The organism is Mesorhizobium sp. BH1-1-5, from assembly GCF_020165615.1.
Taxonomy (GTDB): domain Bacteria; phylum Pseudomonadota; class Alphaproteobacteria; order Rhizobiales; family Rhizobiaceae; genus Mesorhizobium.
Genome location: NZ_JAIUIM010000009.1, coordinates 113899 through 133217, shown reverse-complemented (window position 1 = coordinate 133217; position 19319 = coordinate 113899). Strand labels below are relative to the sequence as shown.

20 protein-coding genes are annotated in these 19319 nt (G+C 64.7%); 16 read left to right on the top strand and 4 right to left on the bottom strand.

Translation table 11 applies throughout. The annotated features are described in order from the left end of the window. Positions 1–336: 336 nt before the first annotated feature. The 4 genes from LB572_RS14335 (at position 337) to LB572_RS14320 (ending at position 5091) form a co-directional block, all read left to right on the top strand. Positions 337–1332 (top strand): ABC transporter substrate-binding protein, encoded by a 996-nt coding sequence (locus tag LB572_RS14335; RefSeq protein WP_224668168.1) that lies wholly within the window; start codon positions 337–339, stop codon positions 1330–1332. 156 nt (positions 1333–1488) lie between these two features. After that, positions 1489–3042: a sugar ABC transporter ATP-binding protein gene (locus LB572_RS14330; RefSeq protein WP_224668167.1), complete on the top strand. Its 1554-nt coding sequence runs from the start codon at positions 1489–1491 to the stop codon at positions 3040–3042. Beyond that, positions 3039–4004: an ABC transporter permease gene (locus LB572_RS14325; RefSeq protein WP_140803356.1), complete on the top strand. Its 966-nt coding sequence runs from the start codon at positions 3039–3041 to the stop codon at positions 4002–4004. Before LB572_RS14330 ends, LB572_RS14325 begins: the two co-directional genes overlap by 4 nt. 70 nt (positions 4005–4074) lie before the next feature. Further along, positions 4075–5091 carry a zinc-binding alcohol dehydrogenase family protein gene (locus LB572_RS14320; protein ID WP_224668166.1) on the top strand — a complete coding sequence of 339 codons (1017 nt, stop codon included), beginning with the start codon at positions 4075–4077 and terminating at the stop codon, positions 5089–5091. A gap of 185 nt (positions 5092–5276) precedes the next feature. Here the strand turns inward: LB572_RS14320 and phnF are convergent, their stop codons facing one another. Next, complete coding sequence (phnF, locus tag LB572_RS14315) at positions 5277–6023, bottom strand: phosphonate metabolism transcriptional regulator PhnF (RefSeq protein ID WP_224668165.1); 747 nt, start codon at positions 6021–6023, stop codon at positions 5277–5279. Positions 6024–6163: 140 nt separating this feature from the next. On the opposite strand from phnF, the gene phnG reads away from it, so the two are divergent. From phnG to LB572_RS14300, 3 genes are read left to right on the top strand one after another with little or no spacing between them, the layout of a single operon-like run. Continuing rightward, positions 6164–6625, top strand: a complete 462-nt coding sequence (gene phnG / locus LB572_RS14310; RefSeq protein ID WP_140803359.1) for a phosphonate C-P lyase system protein PhnG — start codon at positions 6164–6166, stop codon at positions 6623–6625. Then, complete coding sequence (gene phnH, locus LB572_RS14305) at positions 6625–7236, top strand: phosphonate C-P lyase system protein PhnH (protein WP_224668164.1); 612 nt, start codon at positions 6625–6627, stop codon at positions 7234–7236. Before phnG ends, phnH begins: the two co-directional genes overlap by 1 nt. Position 7237: 1 nt before the next feature. After that, positions 7238–8353, top strand: a complete 1116-nt coding sequence (locus LB572_RS14300) for a carbon-phosphorus lyase complex subunit PhnI (RefSeq protein WP_224668163.1) — start codon at positions 7238–7240, stop codon at positions 8351–8353. Positions 8354–8355: 2 nt separating this feature from the next. Here the strand turns inward: LB572_RS14300 and LB572_RS14295 are convergent, their stop codons facing one another. Then, positions 8356–8553: a hypothetical protein gene (locus LB572_RS14295; RefSeq protein WP_140803362.1), complete on the bottom strand. Its 198-nt coding sequence runs from the start codon at positions 8551–8553 to the stop codon at positions 8356–8358. Between the two features lie 59 nt (positions 8554–8612). Here LB572_RS14295 and LB572_RS14290 point away from each other — a divergent pair, with 59 nt between their 5' ends. The 9 genes from LB572_RS14290 (at position 8613) to phnE (LB572_RS14250) (ending at position 16943) form a co-directional block, all read left to right on the top strand. Continuing rightward, a complete protein-coding gene (locus LB572_RS14290) occupies positions 8613–9512 on the top strand; it encodes an alpha-D-ribose 1-methylphosphonate 5-phosphate C-P-lyase PhnJ (protein ID WP_224668162.1) in 900 nt (299 codons plus the stop codon). Further along, positions 9509–10285, top strand: coding sequence for a phosphonate C-P lyase system protein PhnK (gene phnK / locus LB572_RS14285; protein WP_224668161.1), 777 nt, complete (start codon positions 9509–9511; stop codon positions 10283–10285). Before LB572_RS14290 ends, phnK begins: the two co-directional genes overlap by 4 nt. Positions 10286–10287: 2 nt before the next feature. Next, a complete protein-coding gene (gene phnL, locus LB572_RS14280; RefSeq protein ID WP_224668160.1) occupies positions 10288–10995 on the top strand; it encodes a phosphonate C-P lyase system protein PhnL in 708 nt (235 codons plus the stop codon). Further along, a complete protein-coding gene (locus LB572_RS14275; protein WP_224668159.1) occupies positions 10992–11603 on the top strand; it encodes a DapH/DapD/GlmU-related protein in 612 nt (203 codons plus the stop codon). Before phnL ends, LB572_RS14275 begins: the two co-directional genes overlap by 4 nt. A 65-nt stretch (positions 11604–11668) precedes the next feature. Beyond that, positions 11669–12379, top strand: coding sequence for a DUF1868 domain-containing protein (locus LB572_RS14270; protein WP_224668158.1), 711 nt, complete (start codon positions 11669–11671; stop codon positions 12377–12379). Positions 12380–12553: 174 nt separating this feature from the next. Next, on the top strand, positions 12554–13411 hold the full coding sequence (phnC, locus tag LB572_RS14265; protein WP_140803367.1) for a phosphonate ABC transporter ATP-binding protein: 858 nt from the start codon (positions 12554–12556) through the stop codon (positions 13409–13411). A 140-nt stretch (positions 13412–13551) separates the two neighbouring features. Beyond that, complete coding sequence (gene phnD / locus LB572_RS14260; protein WP_140803368.1) at positions 13552–14460, top strand: phosphonate ABC transporter substrate-binding protein; 909 nt, start codon at positions 13552–13554, stop codon at positions 14458–14460. A gap of 160 nt (positions 14461–14620) precedes the next feature. Continuing rightward, positions 14621–15574, top strand: coding sequence for a phosphonate ABC transporter, permease protein PhnE (gene phnE, locus LB572_RS14255; protein ID WP_140803369.1), 954 nt, complete (start codon positions 14621–14623; stop codon positions 15572–15574). Between the two features lies 1 nt (position 15575). Beyond that, on the top strand, positions 15576–16943 hold the full coding sequence (phnE, locus tag LB572_RS14250) for a phosphonate ABC transporter, permease protein PhnE (protein WP_224668157.1): 1368 nt from the start codon (positions 15576–15578) through the stop codon (positions 16941–16943). A gap of 103 nt (positions 16944–17046) precedes the next feature. On the opposite strand, the gene LB572_RS14245 is transcribed toward phnE (LB572_RS14250), so the two are convergent. Both LB572_RS14245 and LB572_RS14240 read right to left on the bottom strand, forming a co-directional pair. Further along, positions 17047–17898 carry a sugar phosphate isomerase/epimerase family protein gene (locus LB572_RS14245; RefSeq protein ID WP_140803371.1) on the bottom strand — a complete coding sequence of 284 codons (852 nt, stop codon included), beginning with the start codon at positions 17896–17898 and terminating at the stop codon, positions 17047–17049. Positions 17899–18118: 220 nt separating this feature from the next. Further along, positions 18119–19306, bottom strand: a complete 1188-nt coding sequence (locus tag LB572_RS14240; protein ID WP_224668156.1) for a Gfo/Idh/MocA family protein — start codon at positions 19304–19306, stop codon at positions 18119–18121. Between the last annotated feature and the right edge of the window lie 13 nt (positions 19307–19319).

The following is a 19319-nucleotide window of genomic DNA, read 5'->3' as shown; positions in this document are numbered from 1 at the left end:
GACCTTTATCGCCGCGGAAGCGCTGCCAACTGCAAGGACGCCGGCCTTCACGACCGCGCAACCTCATGATGGAATGAATATTCCATATTGACAGTTTGGTGAAATTATCGTTCCATATCGCCAAGGAGGAACGGAAGCGCCCATGTGCTGCCGGGGAGGAGCCGGCCAAAGCTCATCCCGCATCACACAAACGGCAACAGACACCGCTTGCATCGGCCATGGCGATGCTCTATCAAAAAATGGCATCTGTTTTTTATTGATAAAGTTCTGTTTGGGCCGCGCCTATCCAGATGGAGCTTCCGAAACCTTCACCAGGCGACTTTAGGGAGGAACCTAATGAAATTCGTGACCAGCCTTCTCAACCGCCGTGCTTTCGTGGCCCTGGCCGCCGCATCGATGCTTGCCGGCCTGATGCATTCCGCGCCCGCTTCGGCGGCGGATGTGACCATTCCGATCATCGTCAAGGATACGACCTCCTTCTACTGGCAGATCGTTCTGGCCGGTGCCCGCAAGGCCGGCAAGGATCTCGGCATCAACGTGCCGGAGCTCGGCGCCCAGGCCGAAACCGACGTCAACGGCCAGATCTCGATCCTCGAAAACGCCGTCGCCAGCAACCCGGCGGCCATCGTCATCTCGCCGACCGAGTTCAAGGCGCTCGGCAAGCCGATCGACGAGGCGGCTTCCAAGGTCAAGGTCATCGGCATTGACTCCGGCGCCGACTCCAAGGCTTTCACCTCCTTCCTCACTACAGACAACGTCCAGGGCGGCCGCGTCGCCGCTGACGGTCTGGCCGCCGCGATCGGCGCCGCCAATGGCGGCAAGGTCGAAGGCAAGGTCGCGCTGATCACGGCCCTTCCCGGCGCCGGTTCGCTCGAGCAGCGCAAGCAAGGCTTCATCGAACAGATCAAGGCCAAGTATCCGGGCCTCCAGCTCGTCGCCGACAAATACGCCGACGGCCAGGCCACCACCGGCCTCAACATCGCGACCGACCTGATCACCGCCAATCCGGACCTCAAGGGCATCTTCGCCTCCAACCTGATCATGGCGCAGGGCGTCGGCCAGGCGATCGCCGAGAACAATCTTGGCGGCAAGGTGGCACTGATCGGCTTCGACAGCGACGAGAAGCTGATCAAGTTCCTGAATGACGGCGTCATCTCCGGCCTCGTGGTCCAGGACCCGTACCGTATGGGCTATGACGGCATCAAGACCGCCTTGGCCGCCTCGAAGGGCGAGAAGGTCGAGGCCAATGTCGACACCGGCGCCAACCTCGTCACCAAGGACAACATGAAGGATCCCAAGATCGACGCGCTGCTCAACCCGAAGCTCAACTGAGCGGCGTCGCGACAATCGTTTCCGGGGCCTCGCGCCCCGGAAACATCCATCAGGCGATTTCGAAATTCGCCGGGCTGATTTAGGCTCCGACTTCAAGATGCGCGCCAGACGCATCGCTGCGTACCCAATGGTTGAGACCAATCTGGGAGGATTGTCATGACGTCGACGGCGCAGGACCTGCACCCCGCCCCAACGCTGCAGCCAGGCAGGACGATCCTCGAGCTCAACGGGCTGGAAAAGCGCTATCCCGGCACGCATGCGCTGAAGCCCGTGCACCTTGCCTTCAAGGCGGGCGAGATCCACGCCATCGTCGGCGAGAACGGCGCCGGCAAGTCGACCCTCATCAAGCTTCTGACCGGCGTCATGCCGCGCACCTCAGGTGAGGTCATCTGGGAAGGCAAGCCGGCGGCTTTGGCCACCCCGTACGAGGCGATGGCGCTGGGCATCAACGCCGTCCACCAGGAGGTGGTGCTGTGCCGCCACCTCACCGTGGCCGCCAACATGTTCCTCGGCGAGGAAGAGTCCCGCTTCGGCCTGCTGCAGCAGCGCGCCATGGTCAAGGAAGCGCAGAAGATCATCGACGGGCTGGGCTTCGACCTGCCGGCGCATGTCGTGCTCGGCGACCTCACCATCGGCCAGCAGCAGCTGATCGCCGCCGCCCGCGCCACCGTGCGCGGCACGAAATTCCTGATCTTCGACGAACCGACCGCCTACCTCACCCGCAAGGAAGCCGACCAGCTCTTCAAGCTGGTCCGCCGGCTGAAGGGCGAAGGCGTCACCATCATCTATATCAGCCACCGCATGGAGGAGGTGTTCGAGCTCGCCGACCGTGTCTCCGTGCTGCGCGACGGCACTTTGGTCGGCACCCGCAACATCGCCGAGACCAACGAGCCCGAGCTGGTCAAGCTGATGATCAACCGCTCGATCGAGCAGATCTACCACAAGGAGCATTTCACCCCCGGCGCCACGATCGTCGAGACGAAGAAGCTCTCGGGCAAAGGCTTCGAGAACGTCTCGGTGACCGTTCGCGCCGGCGAGATCATCGGCCTCTACGGCCTGATCGGCGCCGGCCGCAGCGAGTTCGTCACCACGCTCTACGGCCGCCACAAAAAGTCTGCCGGCCAGATTTTTTGGCAAGGCAAGGAGGTCCAGGTCAATTCCGAGCACGATGCTATAAGGCTCGGCATGGCGCTGGCGCCGGAAAGCCGCCGCGACCAGGGCCTGTGCCTCAACCTGCCGGTCGGCATGAACCTCAACCTGCCGATCTACAAGCGCATCTCGAGCAACCTGCTGATCTCCGGTGCCAAGGAGAAGGTGGAAGCCGATCGGCAGATCGCCGACCTGCGCATCAAGACGCCGACGCGCAATGCGCTCGCCTCCAGCCTGTCGGGCGGCAACCAGCAGAAGATCGTCATCGGCAAATGGCTGGCGCATGGCGCCAAACTGTTCATCTTCGACGAGCCCACGGTGGGCGTCGATGTCGGCACCAAGGCCGAGATCTACCGCCTTTTCTCGACGTTGTTGTCCAAGGGCGCCGGCATCATCCTGATCTCGTCCTATCTGCCGGAAGTCTACGAGCTTGCCGACACGCTGCACGTGTTCCGGCGCGGCAAGCTGGTCGCCACGCATGGGTTCCGCACCGCGAGCCACGAGGACATTTTGGGTCAGGCTCTGGCCGAGAAACAAGAAAAGTCGGGAGGACAAAAATGAGCACCGAGGCGATCCCCGCCGAAAAACCCAAGCGCAATTTCAACGCGCTCTTCGGCCTGACCCTGCTTGGCCTTCTGCTCCTGATGTGGATCGTGCTGGCTTTCGCCACGCCGTCCTTCGCCACGGCGCTCAACATCACCAATCTTTTGCGCCAGGGCTCGCTGATCGCCATCCTGGCCGTCGGCCAGACCTTCGTCATCATCACCGGCGGCATCGACCTTTCGGTCGGCGCCATCGTCGGCTTCACCACGGTCATCGTCGCCCTGCTCATCAATGCAGGCTGGCCGATCTGGGCCGCCGTGTTCGTTACCTTGCTCGTCGGCGTCGCCATCGGCCTGTTCCATGGCTTCGGCATCGTCAAGATGGGCCTGCCGCCTTTCATCATCACGCTTGCCACGATGACGTCGCTGCGCGGCATCGGCTTGCTCATGACCAACGGCAACTCGATCTCGATCAACAGCGATCCGTTCCAGGCGTTCTCGCGCGGCTCGCTGGCCGGCATCCCCTACCTGTTCTGGATGGTGATCCTGGTCGCTGTGCCGTCCTATATCTTCCTGCATCACACGCGTTGGGGCCGCTATCTTTTCTCGGTAGGCTCCAATGCGGAGGCGGCGCGCCTGTCGGGCGTCAACGTGCCGCGCACCATTTACATGGCCTATGTCCTGTCCGGCCTGCTGGCTGCCTTCGTCGGCGTGTTGCTCGCTTCGCGCATCGGCATCGGCAACCCGACACAGGGCGACACATACGAGCTTCAGGCCATCGCCTCGTCGGTCATCGGCGGCACCTCGCTGTTCGGCGCCATCGGTTCCGTGCATGGGCCGCTGATCGGCTCCTTCATCCTTTCGACGATCAACAACGGCGCCAACCTGCTCAACGTCAACACCTTCTGGCAGCGCGTCATCACCGGAGCACTGATCATCGTCATCGTCTACTTCGACGGCCTGCGCCGCCGGGGCAAATGACTTCTCCCTGAAACTAACGCGCCGGCCCGGCCAGACCGAGGCCGGCGCCCTTTTTTGCTGGATCTGTTCAATGAAAGCCGTCGTTTGCCGCTCGCCCGGCGACCTTGTCCTTGAAGACCGCGCCGCGCCTGGCGCGCCGCCGCCCGGCTGGGCGCGCGTCGCGGTCAGCCATGTCGGCATCTGCGGCACCGACTACCACATCTTCGAAGGTAAGCATCCTTTCCTCGCCTATCCGCGCGTCATGGGCCACGAGGTTTCCGGCATTATCGTCGAGAAGGGCGAAGGCGTCGATCTCGCCGTCGGCGAACCGGTCGTCATCAACCCCTATCTTTCATGCGGCAAATGCATCGCCTGCCGGCACGGCAAGCCGAATTGCTGCATGAAGATCGAGGTGCTGGGCGTCCACCGCGACGGCGCCATGTGCGAGGAAGTCCTGGTTCCGGCGCAGAACCTTTATCCGGCAAACGGCCTGTCGCTGGCCGACGCCGCGGCGGTGGAATTCCTTGCCATCGGCGCGCATGCGGTGCGCCGCTCGCTTGGCGCGCCCGGTGCGCGAACGCTGGTCATCGGCGCCGGACCGATCGGCCTCGGCACGGCGATCTTCGCGCGCATCGCCGGACTGGATGTCAGCCTGCTCGACATGAGCGCCGAGCGTCTCGGCTTCGCCGAAAAGGAACTCGGCTTCGCCCCGCTGGACAGCTCGAAGGCGACAGCCGCCGACCTGGTGAGCCGGGCGACCGGCGGCGAAGGGTTCGACCTCGTGTTCGACGCGACCGGCAACACGGCGTCGGTTCAATCGGCCTTCGCCCACGTCGCGCATGGCGGCACGCTGGTGCTTGTCAGCGTCGTCAAGGACGACATCACCTTCTCAGACCCCGAATTCCACAAGCGCGAGATGACGCTGGTCGGCAGCCGCAACGCGCTGAAGGCCGATTTCGAGCATGTCGCGGCCTCGATCCGCAACGGCGCCGTGCCATTGGGCAAGCTCGTCACCCATCGCACCACGCTCGCCGCAACGCCGCGCGATCTCGCCAGATGGACGCATGAGAAGTCGGGGCTGATCAAGGCTGTCATCGAGGTGGGGTAGGACACGGCTCTTCTGACGCAAACATTCGGTAGTGACGGTGCGGGGATTTGGCAGAGCGCATGCCTTTGCGGTTAGCCGAAACCTTTGTCGTCTCGTCATCCTCGGGTCTGCGCTCCGCTTCGCGTCGCTCCGCCCGTGGATGACGACCTCTGGGGTTATCGTCCGAAGATGACGATGCCGAAGACCTAATCGCCAGCTGAGAGCCTCAGCTCCACCCGCTCCGCCGGAAAACGCGACTCCGCGAACTGGATCGGCTCACCATCGAGCGTGACGTTGACGGCGACGGTGACCAGCACGATGGCGCCAGGCTGCAACTCCATCGCCACAAGGTCGTCGGCATCGGCATGGCGTGCCGACAGCACTGTCGATTGCCGCAGATAATCGTTGATGCCGAAACGCTTGAGCGAGGCGGTGATCGATCCCGTTTCGGCCATTGCCGCCTCGATGCCGGCGAAACGCTTGGCGTCGAACCAGGTCGTCGCGCGCGATACCGGGTGTCCGTCGGCCTCGCCGCGCGTCTCCAGGCGGATGACGGCTGCTCCCTTGGCAAGGCCCAGCGCCTCGGCGATGCGCCGGCTGGCCGGTTCCGTCGCGGATGACAGCAGCGCGATGTGCCGTTCGCTCGTCTGCCCCTGCAGCCCCGTCGAGAAGCGCGTGCGCGCGCCGATGGGATAGGAGAGCCGTTTGCGCGACAAGACGAAGGTGCCGCGCCCCTGCTCGGCCCTCAGCACGCCATCCTGCACAAGCGCGGCAATGGCGCTGCGCACCGTATGGCGGTTGACGCCGTAGCGCTCGGCCAGCGCCATTTCCGGCGGCAGCGCTGCATTCTCGGCGAAATCGCCGCCCGCGATCCCCTGCAATATCTTGTCGGCGATCTGCCGCCACAGCGACACGCCGTTGCGCCTTTCGATGCTGCTCGCCAATCCAGCCATCGATCCCCCCATTTCTTCGCCAGCCCGGGCAATTTCCGCGCCTGTCATCCACCCGTCATGGACTCTGGGTAGGAGGTAAGTATAATTTGTATAGTTGTCTATATCAATAGACAAATTTTATGGATGCAGGGAGCGATGCCATGCGAGGACAGGAAGCGCGCGAGCAGGCCGGGCGAAAGGCCTTGATGGCGACGCTGGCGCATGCCGCGGCCGATGAGATCGCCCGTCTCTGGAACGAGTCGGGCCTGCCTTCCGAGGCCGAGCTTCTGCGCGGCCCGGAGACCGGATTGGTGACGGTGCGCGGGCGGATCGGCGGCGGCGGCGCGCCCTTCAATGTCGGCGAGGCGACCGTCACCCGCGCCACGGTGCGGCTGCCGTCCGGACAGGTCGGCCATTCCTATGCGCTCGGCCGCGACAAGGGCAAGGCCAGGCTCGCGGCGATCGCCGACGCGCTCTGGCAGGACCCGGCGCATCGCGAAGCGGTCGAGACGAAGCTGGCCGCACCCTTGCGTGCGGCGCTCGATGCGGCGCGCGAGACCCGGCGTGTCGAGACGGCGGCCACGAAAGTGGATTTCTTCACCATGGTGCGCGGAGAGGACTGATGAACATCGCCACGCAATCGATCGATGGCGGCTTCACCGAGCCGGTCTTCAACGCGCAAGTCGTGTTCCGCGCCATCATGGACGCGATGGCGCGCCCTGGCTCCGTCCAGGCCCTGCCGCAGCTCGCGCGCCCGCCGGCGCCGCTGTCGGCGACGGCCGGCGCCGTGGCGCTGGCGCTCTGCGACAACGACACGCCGGTCTGGCTCGATCAGGCACTGCAGGCGGAAGCTTCGGTCAAGGCCTGGCTCGGCTTCCACACCGGCGCGCCTTTGGCCAACACGCCCACGGACGCGCATTTCGCCCTGATCGCCAATCCGAAGGAGATGCCGGCGCTCGACGGTTTTGCGCAAGGCACGCAGGAATATCCCGACCGCTCGACGACGCTGATCCTGCTCACCGGCGATCTCGGCTCCGGCCCGACGCTGCTGCTCGAAGGCCCCGGCATCGAGAAGACGGCGATGATCGCGCCGACCGGCATGCCGCGCCATTTCGTCGAGCAGTGGAAGCAGAACAACCAGCGTTTCCCGCGTGGCGTCGACATCATCCTGGCGGCGCCCGGCAGCCTCGCCTGCCTGCCGCGCACCACCCGCATCAAGTCGATGGAGGCATGACATGTATGTCGCGGTAAAGGGCGGCGAGGCCGCCATTGCCAATGCGCATCGCCTGCTTGCCGATCGCCGCCGCGGCGATCGCTCGGTGCCGGCGCTGCGCCTCGACCAGATCGTCGAGCAGCTGGCGCTCGGCGTCGACCGCGTGATGAGCGAAGGTTCGCTCTATGACCGCGAGCTGGCGGCACTGGCCGTCGTCCAGGCGCGCGGCGACATGATCGAGGCGATCTTCCTGGTGCGAGCCTACCGCACCACGCTGCCGCGCTTCGGCTACACCAATCCGGTCGATACCGGCGCCATGCAAATCGAGCGGCGCGTGTCGGCCACCTACAAGGACCTGCCCGGCGGACAGGTGCTGGGTCCAACCTTCGACTATACCCACCGCCTGCTCGATCCCGAGCTTGCCGCCGGCGCCGAGGTCGACACACCGGCGCAGCGTCCGGCCGAAGCCGAAGCCATGCCGCGCGTCTCCGCGATCCTTGCCCATGAAGGCCTGATCGAGGCCGACGGCGAGATGCCGCTTGACCATGTGCCCGGCGACATAACGCGCGAGCCGCTGCAATTCCCGATGGCGCGCGACATCCGCCTGCAGGCGCTGTCGCGCGGTGACGAAGGCTTCCTGCTGGCGCTCGGCTATTCGACGCAGCGCGGCTACGCCCGCAACCACCCCTTCGTCGGCGAGGTGCGCATCGGCGAGGTCGAGCTGGAGCTGGACGTGCCGGAGCTGCCTTTCGCCGTGCCGCTCGGCTCCATCCGCGCCACCGAATGCCAGATGGTCAACCAGTTCAAGGGCTCGGCCAAGGCGCCGCCGCAGTTCACCCGCGGCTACGGCCTGGTCTTCGGCCAGAGCGAGCGCAAGGCGATGGCCATGGCGCTGTGCGACCGGGCGCTGCGCGCCGGCGAGCTCGGCGAGGATATCGTCGCCGCCGCGCAGGACGAGGAGTTCGTCATCTCGCATTCCGACAATGTCCAGGCGACCGGCTTCGTCGAGCATCTGAAGCTGCCGCATTATGTCGACTTCCAGGCCGAACTCGGCCTGGTTCGCCGCATGCGCGCCGAATATGAAGCTCGCGAAAACGAGGACAAGGCCGCCGAGGAAAAGCGGGAGGCGGCGGAATGAGCTTAATGACCGCTACCGGAATGTCCGCCGCCGCCATCGAAGGAACCGCCGCCGGAGCCGGAGCCACTGACGCCGGCAACGGTCTCGCCGTGCGGAGGATCCTTTGGCGCCGGGAGAAACATCTTCCGCAGCGCGAAAGCCGCAACGCCGGCGAAGACCAGCAACAGCACGCCAAGATGCATCCAACCGGTAGAATCCATGTGGATCTGCTCCCGCGTCTTGAGCGTCAAATCCTTACCACAGAGCGGACGTGATCGCCATGACCGACATCGCCACCTACAACTTCGCCTATCTCGACGAGCAGACCAAAAGGATGATCCGCCGCGCCATCCTGAAGGGCATCGCCATTCCCGGCTACCAGGTGCCTTTCGCCTCGCGCGAGATGCCGATGCCCTATGGCTGGGGCACCGGCGGCGTCCAGGTCACCGCCTCGATCATCGGCCCGGATGACGTGCTGAAAGTCATCGACCAGGGCGCCGACGACACCACAAACGCCGTCTCGATCCGCGCCTTCTTCAAGAAGGTCGCCAACGTCGCCGTGACCACCGAAACCGCGACGGCGACCATCATCCAGACCAGGCACCGCATCCCCGAGCATCCGCTCAACGCGGGCCAGGTGCTGGTCTTCCAGGTGCCGATCCCCGAGCCGCTGCGCTTCCTCGAGCCGCGCGAGACCGAGACACGAAAGATGCATGCGCTGGAGGAATACGGCCTCATGCATGTGAAGCTCTACGAGGACATCGCCAGGCACGGCCGCATCGCCACCACCTATGCCTATCCGGTCAAGGTCGAGGGCCGCTATGTGATGGACCCCTCGCCGACGCCGAAATTCGATAATCCAAAGATGCATCGCTCGCCGGCTTTGCAGCTGTTCGGCGCCGGCCGTGAGAAGCGCATCTACGCGGTACCGCCCTTCACCGACGTCGTCAGCCTCGACTTCGAGGATCATCCCTTCGAGGTCCAGACCTTCGACCAGCCCTGCGCGCTCTGCGGCGCCGAGAATGTCTATCTCGACGAGGTCATCCTCGACGACCATGGCGGCCACATGTTCGTCTGCTCGGACACCGACCATTGCGAGAAGCGGCGCGAAGATGGCCATCACGGCCACCTCGCCGCCGAAACCAATCTTGCCTCTGGGAAAACGGAGCCGGCAGAATGACCGACGAACCGCTGCTGCGCGTCTCCGCGCTGTCCAAATTCTACGGCTCGCGCGTCGGCTGCGAGAACGTCACTTTCGACCTTTGGCCAGGCGAGGTCCTGGCGGTGGTCGGCGAGTCCGGCTCCGGCAAGACGACGCTGCTCAACTGCCTGTCGACCAGGCTGCTGCCCTCCTCCGGCACCGCGAGCTACCGCATGCGCGACGGCCAGTGGCGCGAGCTCTACCGGATGAGCGAGACCGAGCGCCGCTTCCTGATGCGCACCGACTGGGGTTTCGTCCATCAGAACCCGGCCGACGGGCTGCGCATGACGGTGTCGGCCGGCGCCAATGTCGGCGAAAGGCTGATGGCGGTCGGCGATCGCCACTATGGCAAGATCCGCGCCACCGCCGTCGATTGGCTGTCGCGCGTCGAGATCGACGAGGACCGCATCGACGACGAGCCGCGCGCCTTTTCCGGCGGCATGCGCCAGCGCCTGCAGATCGCCCGCAACCTGGTGACCGGCCCGCGGCTCGTCTTCATGGACGAGCCGACCGGCGGCCTCGACGTATCGGTGCAGGCGCGACTGCTCGATCTGTTGCGCGGGCTGGTCACCGACCTCGGGCTGGCCGCGATCGTCGTCACCCACGACCTCGCCGTGGCGCGGCTCCTGTCGCAGCGCATGATGGTGATGAAGGACGGCCGCGTGGTCGAAAGCGGCCTCACCGACCGCGTGCTCGACGATCCGCGCGCGCCTTATACCCAGTTGCTCGTTTCTTCGATCCTGCAGGTGTGATGATGGCTACGCCTCTCGTCGTTTCCGATGTCGCCAAGAGCTTCACCATGCATCTGCGCGACGGCGTCACGCTGCCGGTGGTGGCGGGCGTCTCCTTCTCGATCCGCGCCGGCGAATGCGCCGTGCTCGGCGGCCCTTCCGGTGCGGGAAAAAGCTCGATCCTGAAGATGCTCTACGGCAACTACGCCGTCGATGAAGGCCAGATCATCGTCCAGCATGGCGGCGGCTTGATCGACCTCGCCTCCGCCAGCCCGCGCACCGTGCTTTCCGTGCGCCGCCACACCATAGGTTATGTCAGCCAGTTCCTGCGCACCGTGCCGCGCGTCTCGGCGCTCGATGTGGTCGCCGAACCACTGGTCGAGCGCGGCGAGGATCGGGATAGCGCGCGGGCGAAGGCCCGTTCCCTTCTCCAGCAGCTCAACCTGCCGGAAAAGCTCTGGGCCCTGCCGCCCGCGACCTTTTCGGGCGGCGAGCAGCAGCGCGTCAACATCGCGCGCGGCTTCATCACCGAGCATCCGATCCTTTTGCTCGACGAGCCGACCGCCTCGCTCGACGCGAAGAATCGCGATGTCGTGGTCGAGCTCATCGCCGCCAAGAAGGTGGCGGGCGTTGCCTTGCTCGGCATCTTCCACGACCTCGACGTGCGCGACGCGGTGGCCGATCGCGTCATCGACGTCACCGCGTTCGCCGCCGGAAAGATCGCCGCATGAAGCTTTCGGAGACGCCGCTGATCCATCCGACGGCGCAGGTCGAAAACTCGACGCTCGGCCGTTGGACCGAGATCGCCGAGCGCAGCCGCGTCGCCGAATGCGAGCTCGGCGATTACTCCTACATGATGCAGGATTGCGCCGTGTGGTGCGCGACCATCGGCAAGTTCTCCAACATCGCGGCAAGCGTCCGCCTCAACGCCACCAATCATCCGACATGGCGGCCGACGCTGCATCACTTCACCTACCGCGCGTCCGACTATTGGGACGATGCCGAGCATGAAAGCGCGTTTTTCGCGCAGCGCCGCGCCAGCCGCGTCACCATCGGCCACGATACCTGGCTCGGCCACGGCTCGACCATCCTGCCCGGCGTCACCGTCGGCGACGGCGCGGCGGTCGGCGCGGGCGCCGTGGTGTCGAAGGACGTCGCGCCCTACACCATCGTTGGCGGCGTGCCGGCAAAGCCGATCCGCGAGCGTTTCGACCGCCGCACCGCCGAGCGCTACCAGGCTTTAGCCTGGTGGGATTGGGACCACGCGAAGCTGCGCGCCGCGCTGGACGATTTCCGGGAGCTGGAGGCCGAGGCATTTCTCGAGAAACATGGCGGTTGAGCGACCTCCTTTCACACATCTGACACAGGACTCGGACAGGAGGTCTTCTTCCCCGGGAGATCGCCATGCTCGACACAATCAGACCTTCGCTCGCCGGATTTTTCGAAGGCACGAACCCGACGCCGCCCACACATCTCGGCACTCGTTATGACGCGTCGGGCAACTTCCTCCTCGAACCCGGCAACACGGTTGTCAGCCATCTGGTCAAAGGCTCACCTTCCGAAGCCGCTGTCATCGAGGTGCGCGAGCGCATGCTGGCCATGCCCGATGCGGATCGCCTCGCCTTCACGCCGATCTCCAGCCTGCACATGACGCTGTTCCAGGGCATCATCGAATACCGGCGCCGCCTCCCCTACTGGCCATCGGACGTGCCGCTCGACACCGGCATCGACGACATGACCCGCCTCTATCTCGAACGCCTGCAAGGCTTCGAAGGCCACGGCCGCTTCAAGGTGAAAATTGTCGAAGTCGTGCCGACCGGTCTGACCGTTGCCGGCGCCACCGCGGAAGACAGCCAGATCCTGAAAGCCTGGCGCGATGCGCTATCCGTGCCGTTCGGCTATAGCCATCCGGACCACGAGACTTATGCCTTCCACATCACCTTCGCCTACCAGATCCGCCGCCTTGCCGACGAGCGTGCCGCGGCATGGCAGGACCTGTTCGATGACTGTCTGTCGTTCCTCGAGCGCGAGGCCCCGGTGATCGAGCTCAGGCCGCCGGCATTCTGCAGTTTCAGCGACATGAAGCATTTCGAGGAATTGCTGGTGGTTGGTTGAATCTCTGATGCATGTCTCCCGAAAATGGGCCCGGTTTCGGGATAACGACATGCATGAACAAGGATGGCCTGTGACTCGTAACAAAACTGACATCAATCCGACACCCCAGCTTCATCGGCCTGCGCTAGCGAAGGTTAACAGACCTGCAAAAGCGCGACGGACTGGAGTTTTGGTATGTCAGCATCATCGGCCACGCTTGAGATCCGCGGCGTAACCCGACGATTTGGCAAGAACACCGCTGTCAGCGACATCAACATTTCGATCCCGCGCGGCCAGATGGTCGGTGTCATCGGCCGTTCCGGCGCCGGCAAGTCGACGCTTTTGCGCATGATCAACCGTCTCATCGATCCCAGCCAGGGGTCGATTTTTTTTGACGGCGCCGAGGTCTCCAGACTGCAGGGCTCGCCGCTGCGCCGCTGGCAGCGCGACTGCGCCATGATCTTCCAGCAATTCAACCTCGTGCCGCGCCTCGACGTCTTGACCAACGTCCTGCTCGGCCGCCTCAACCATCGTTCGACGGTTTCCAACCTGCTCGGCATGTTCACGCGCACCGAATGCGCCGAGGCGGTCGCCGCGCTCGAGCGCCTCGACATCGCCCGCACCGCGCTGCAGCCGGCCGGCACCCTGTCCGGCGGCCAGCAGCAGCGCGTCGCGATCGCCCGCGCCATGATGCAGCAGCCGAAAGTGCTTCTGGCCGACGAGCCGATCGCCTCGCTCGACCCGCTCAACGCCAAGGTGGTGATGGACTCGCTGCGCGACATCAATTTGCGCGAAGGCATCACCGTCGTCACCAACCTGCACACGCTCGACACCGCGCGCGCCTATTGCAACCGCATCATCGGCATGGCTGCCGGCAAGGTCGTCTTCGACGGCGCCCCGGAAGACCTCGACCGCGACGCCGTGCGCACGGTCTACGGCGCCGATGCCAGCGGTGCCGAAATCTCCGAGGCCATCACGTCGACCAGCGTGACCATCAAGCCGAAGATCACCGCATCCGCCGGACCGCTCGAACCAGCCTTTCCTGGCTACTGACTCCACCGCCCGGCCGCAGCCGGCCCGGGCATCGTGGACTTCAGCAGAGCAACCCGGATCGCCCGCCAGCGTCAACGGCAAGACTTGAAAAAATCAGAACGCCGCCGGCGCGCAGCCGGAACAACAGGAGAGAGATCGAAATGTTCAGGAAGATGGTTTTTGGGGCGGTTTCGCTGCTCGCCATGGCGGCAAGCGCCGCGCACGCAGCTGACGTCAAGGAATTCCGCGTCGGCATCCTCGGTGGCGAGAACGAGACCGACCGCCTGCGCAACTACCAGTGCCTCGCCGACCACCTGAAGACGGAATTCGGCTTCGAGAAGGTGTCGCTGTTCCCGGCCGCCGACTATGACGGCGTCATCCAGGGCCTGCTCGGCGGCACGCTCGACTTCGCCGAACTCGGCGCGTCCGGCTACGCCAGTGTCTATATCAAGGACCCGAAGGCCGTCACCCCGATCCTCACCACCCAGCAGACCGACGGCTCGACCGGTTATTATTCGATCGGCCTGGCGCTGAAGTCCTCCGGCATCACCGACATCAAGTCGGCCAAGGGCAAGAAGCTCGGCTATGCCGATCCGGACTCGACCTCCGGCTACCTGATCCCGCTGACCCAGATTCCGAAGGACACCGGCGCTTCCAACGAGACCTACTTTGCCTCGACCCAGTTCAACGGCGGCCACGAGAACAACGTGCTGGCCGTGCGCGACGGCAAGGTCGACGTGGCGGTGGACGATTCCTCCGGCATCGGCGACTTCAAGAACGGCTACACCTCCGGCACCTTCCACAAGGAAGTCTCCAAGGGCGCCGTCGACCCGAACGACTTCGTCGAAGTGTGGCGCTCGGGCCTGATCCCGAACGGCCCGCTGGTCGTGCGCACCGCGCTGGGCGACGACATGACCGCCAAGCTTACCGCTTTCTTCACCGCCCTGCCGGCCAAGGACAAGGCCTGCTTCGAAGGCGTCGAGGGTGGCGACTTCACCGGCTATGTTCCGGTGAAGCCGGAATTCTACAACGTCATCGTCGAAGCCCGCAAAGCCGCTATCGGCGGCTGAAGGCATCAGGAAAAAGGGCGGCGCCACCAAAGCGACGTGCGTCCACTTGGACGCACAAAGTACGCTTTGGCACTTTGGGTTGCCGTATCGGACTTTCCGAAAATCGAATTTCGATTTTCGGGCCGATGCGGCGGCGCCGCCCTTTTTGCATGTCCCGATCATGACATCAGCGACACTCCATTCCGACGCCACCCGCCAGCAGGCCGACGCCTGGCGGCGCCAGACCTCGCTGCGCCGCTTCTACACCGCGCTTGGCGTCGGCCTGCTGCTTGTCGCCATGTTCGCGACCATGTGGTTCGCCGACGAGGCCAATGCCGGCCACTTCTTCGACCGGCTGCCGCATATCCTCGACTTCCTGAGCTGGCTGGTCCCGAAGGACTGGAACGACGTCTGGCGGGCGCTGTTCGACATCGCCTCGCCCAACGACAAGGGCACGCAGGAATTCAACTTCCCGCTCGGCCGCGTCTATGTCTGGGGCGGCTTCTACATCCCCGAATATTTCGAACTGATGCTGACCACGGTGAACGTGGCGCTGGTCTCGACCTTCATCGGCTTCGTCTTCGCCGTTCCCTTCTCCTTCATCGCCGCGCGCAACCTGACGCCGAACCCGATCCTGCGGCTCGTCGTCAAGCGCTTCATGGAACTGCTGCGCGCCTTCCCCGAGATCGTCATTGCCGGCCTGTTCGCGGCCATCGTCTCGATCGGCCCGGTCGCCGCCATCATCGCCATCGGCCTGCATTCGATCGGCGCGCTGGGCAAGCTGTTCTACGAGATCAACGAGAACATCGACATGCGCCCGGAGGAGGGCCTGCGCGCCGTCGGCGCCAACTGGTTCGAGCGCGTGCGCTTCGCCGACCTGCCGCAGGTTCTGCCCAACTTCATGTCCTATACGCTGCTCAGGATCGAGATTAACGTGCGCATCTCGACCATCATGGGCGCGGTCGGCGGCGGCGGCATCGGCGAAGAGCTGAAGCTCTCCATCTCGCGCGGCTTCGGCGCCAAAACGCTGGCGCTGGTGCTCCTGCTCTTCATCACCATCTTCCTCGTCGACCAGTTCTCCGCCTGGCTGCGCCGCAAGCTGGTTGGTGAACAAGCCTTCCTGATGAGCGCCTGATATGGCTGCGATGACCGTCGATGAAATCAAGGCCATCGAGGACCGCCACCCGCAAGTGTTTCTGAGGCCGGCCTATAAGCGCTTCTGGCCGCTGCTGCTGATCGCCGGCACGGTACTCTATCTCGCCTATGCCTTGTGGTTCTTCAGCCTGCCGCAGGTGCTGCGCGAGTCGCATTGGGAGCGCCTGCCGCTCTTCCTGTCGCAGTGGATCAGCTATGACCTGCAGCCGGAATTCCGGCTCGACCAGCCTGAGATCACGCCGAAATATCCGCGCTTCTCGGCGCTCGGCGAAAATCCAAATCCCGACTGGGTGATCAAGAACCCCGACGGCACCTTCACGGTCCGGATCGACGGCGACGCGAAATCCGTCACCTTCGACAAGACCAGGGCGGCGATCACGGCCAATGGCGTGACCATGCCGATATCGCTGACAAGCGGCAAGCCGGTGGTCGCAGGTCCGGTGCCCGACTGGGTGACCGTCCATGACGACGAGATTGTCGCCAAGATGGGCTTTGCCGGCGAGGTGCGCGTCACCGTCGACCGCGTCAAGGTGCGCAAGCGCTTCCTCGGCTGGGCGAATTTCGTCTTCGACACGCGCTCGCCCTTCTTCGGCAAACCGGCCGGTGAGGTCATCTCGCTGATCCTCTCCGGCCCGGAGCTTCAGCCGGGTACGTCGAACCTCGCTCTGGCCGCCGACAACGTCTGGAACAATGCGCAGTGGCAGCATGGCGATGTTTGGACGAAACTCCTGCAGACCATCGTCATGGCGTTCCTCGGCACGCTGCTCGGCGGCATCGTCGCCTTCCCGCTCGCCTTCTTCGCCGCCCGCAACATCACGCCGAGCGGCGTGCTGAGCCAGGTGCTGAAACGCTTCTTCGATTTCATGCGCTCGGTCGACATGCTGATCTGGGCGCTGTTCTTCACCCGCGCCTTCGGCCCCGGCCCGCTGGCCGGAAGTGCGGCGATCTTTTTCACCGAGATCGGCACATTGGGCAAAACCTATTCCGAGGCGCTCGAGAACATCGACGACAAGCCGCGCGAAGGCGTGCTCTCGACCGGCGCCAACGGCATTTTGGTGCAGCGCTACGGCGTGCTGCCGGAAGTGGTGCCGGTCTTCATCAGCCAGACGCTCTACCAGTGGGAATCCAACACCCGCGGCGCCACCATCATCGGCGCCGTCGGCGCCGGCGGCATCGGCCTGAAACTATGGGAAGCGATGCGCACCAATTCGAACTGGGCCAACGTCTTCTACATGGTGCTGTTGACGCTGCTCGTCGTCTTCATCTTCGACAACATCTCGAACTTCCTGCGCCGAAGGCTGAGCCGCACGCTGCATGATTACAACAGGCTGCAGGCCGAGCGGGGGTAACGGACGCCATCACTGCCGGTGGCCACCCGCGCGCTTCGTCGTCCACGGGCGGAGCAAGGAGCGAAGCGACGCGGCGCAGACCCGAGGATGACGAGGGAGGAGCTTAAGCCGCCTTCCTCCACCCATCCCTGATATGCTTGTATCCCTCGCGATAAACCGCCTCCGGGCTCTCGGCAAAGTCGCGCCACACCTTCGTCGCAGCAGCCAGATCCTTCAGCGAGCGTCCAAACGCCTCGATGGTCAGCCAGTCGTCATAGCCGCTTTTGCGGATGGCCGAAAAAGTCTCCTTCCACGGGATGTTGCCGCGCCCCGGCACGCCACGGTCGTTCTCCGAAATATGAATGTGGACGACATTGCGGCGATGCTTCGTATAGGCGCCGATCGGGTCGGCCTCCTCGATATTGGCATGAAAGGTGTCGTACATCGCCTTGATATGCGGCCGGTCGATCGCGTCAATGTGTTCCGACAGGTCGGCCATAGTGTTGACGAGGTAGCATTCAAAGCGGTTGAGCGCTTCGAGCCCGACGGTCACGCCCTTCTTGCCGGCATGGTCGCCGATGGCGCGCTGCGAGGCGACCGAGCGCTTCTTCTCGGCCGCTGTCGGCCCGCTGCCGGAGAAGGCGCCGAGCGTCGAATGCAGCGGCCCGCTGAGGGTGTCGGCACCGAGGGCTGCGCTGCAGTCGATAGCCCATTTCATGTAGTCGATGCCGGCCTTGCGCGTCGCGGCGTCCGGCGAGATCAGGTTCATCGCCGGATCGCCCATGGCCGAGACCGCGGTGCGCTCCAGGCCGATGCGGTCGAGCATCTCGCCGAGCCTCCTGTAGTCGTCGGGTGCCCCGACGAAGACCGGTATCTCGACGCCGTCGAAGCCGGTCGCCTTGATGTCCTTCAGCAGCGCCTCGTGCTTCTTCGAGACGCTGGTCGTCCACAAGAACATGCACATGCCGATCTTCATCGACACCCCCTCCCTCTGACGGCCGGCCAACTCCGGGCTACGCCGCACACTCCCCCTCATCCGGCCGCTTCGCGGCCACCTTCTCCCCGAGGGGAGAAGAGACTTAGCGCTGACGCCAGCGCCTCCTCTCCCCTCGGGGAGAGGTCGGATTGCCCCGAATTGCTCTTGCAATTCGGGGCAATCCGGGTGAGGGGGATCTCCCGCTCGCCGACCGACGCGACTACAATTTCGTCCACGCCCCGTTCTTCTTCGACGACTTCACGCAGGCCTCGATGAACGCCATGCCTTCGACGCCGTCGGCGATCGTCGGGAAGACCACATCCTTGGCCGGCTTGCCGCCCTTCCTGCGCGCCGCGCGGATAGCGCGGGCTGCCTCCTGGTAGATGTTGGCGAAACCTTCGAGATAGCCCTCCGGATGGCCGGACGGCACGCGGCTGACGCGCGCCGCGACCGGCATCGCGCCGGCGCCGGCCCGGGTGAGCAGTTGCTTGGGCTGCCCGAACGGCGTGTACCAGAGATAGTTGGGGTCGGCCTGCACCCATTCCAGCCCACCCTTGGAGCCATAGATGCGCAGCTTCAGCCCGTTCTCATGACCCGGCGCCACCTGGCTCGCCCAGATCATGCCCTTGGCCGGATGCGTCTTGCCGACCGGCTTGAAGCGCAGCATGACGTTGACATTGTCGTCGAGCTGGCGGCCCGGCACGAAGGCGTCGAGATCGGCCGAGAGCGTATCCAGCTCCAGCCCGGAGACGAAGCGTGCAAGATTATAGGCATGGGTGCCGATGTCGCCGAGCGCGCCGCCGGCGCCCGCCTGCTTGGGATCGGAGCGCCATGAGGCCTGCTTCTGGCCGGTGGCGGCGAGGTCCTCGGTCAGCCAGTCCTGCGGATATTCCGACTGCACGATGCGGATGTCGCCGAGCTGGCCCTTGGCCACCATCTCGCGCGCCTGCCGGATCATCGGATAGGCGGTGTAGTTGTGCGTGAGCACGAACACCTTGCCGGTCTTCTCGACAAGGGCGGCCAGCTTCTTCGCCTCGGCCAACGAGGTTGCCAGCGGCTTGTCGCAGATGACATGGATGCCGGCCTCGAGGAAGGCCCTGGCCGCCGGCACGTGCACATTGTTGGGCGTGACGATCGCCACCGCCTCGATGCCGTCGGGACGCCTGGCTTCGGCCTTCGCCATCTCGGCATAGGAGCCGTAGCTGCGCGCCGGATCGAGCCCGAGTTCCTCGGCCGAGGCCTTTGCCCGTTCCGGATTCGACGAAAGCGCTCCGGCCACCAGCACGAAATCATTGTCCATGCGCGCCGCGATGCGATGCACCGCGCCGATGAAGGCGCCCTGCCCGCCGCCGACCATGCCGTAGCGGATCGGGCCGCCTCTTGCTTCCGTCTTCGATGCGCCGACCATTTATTGTCCTCTC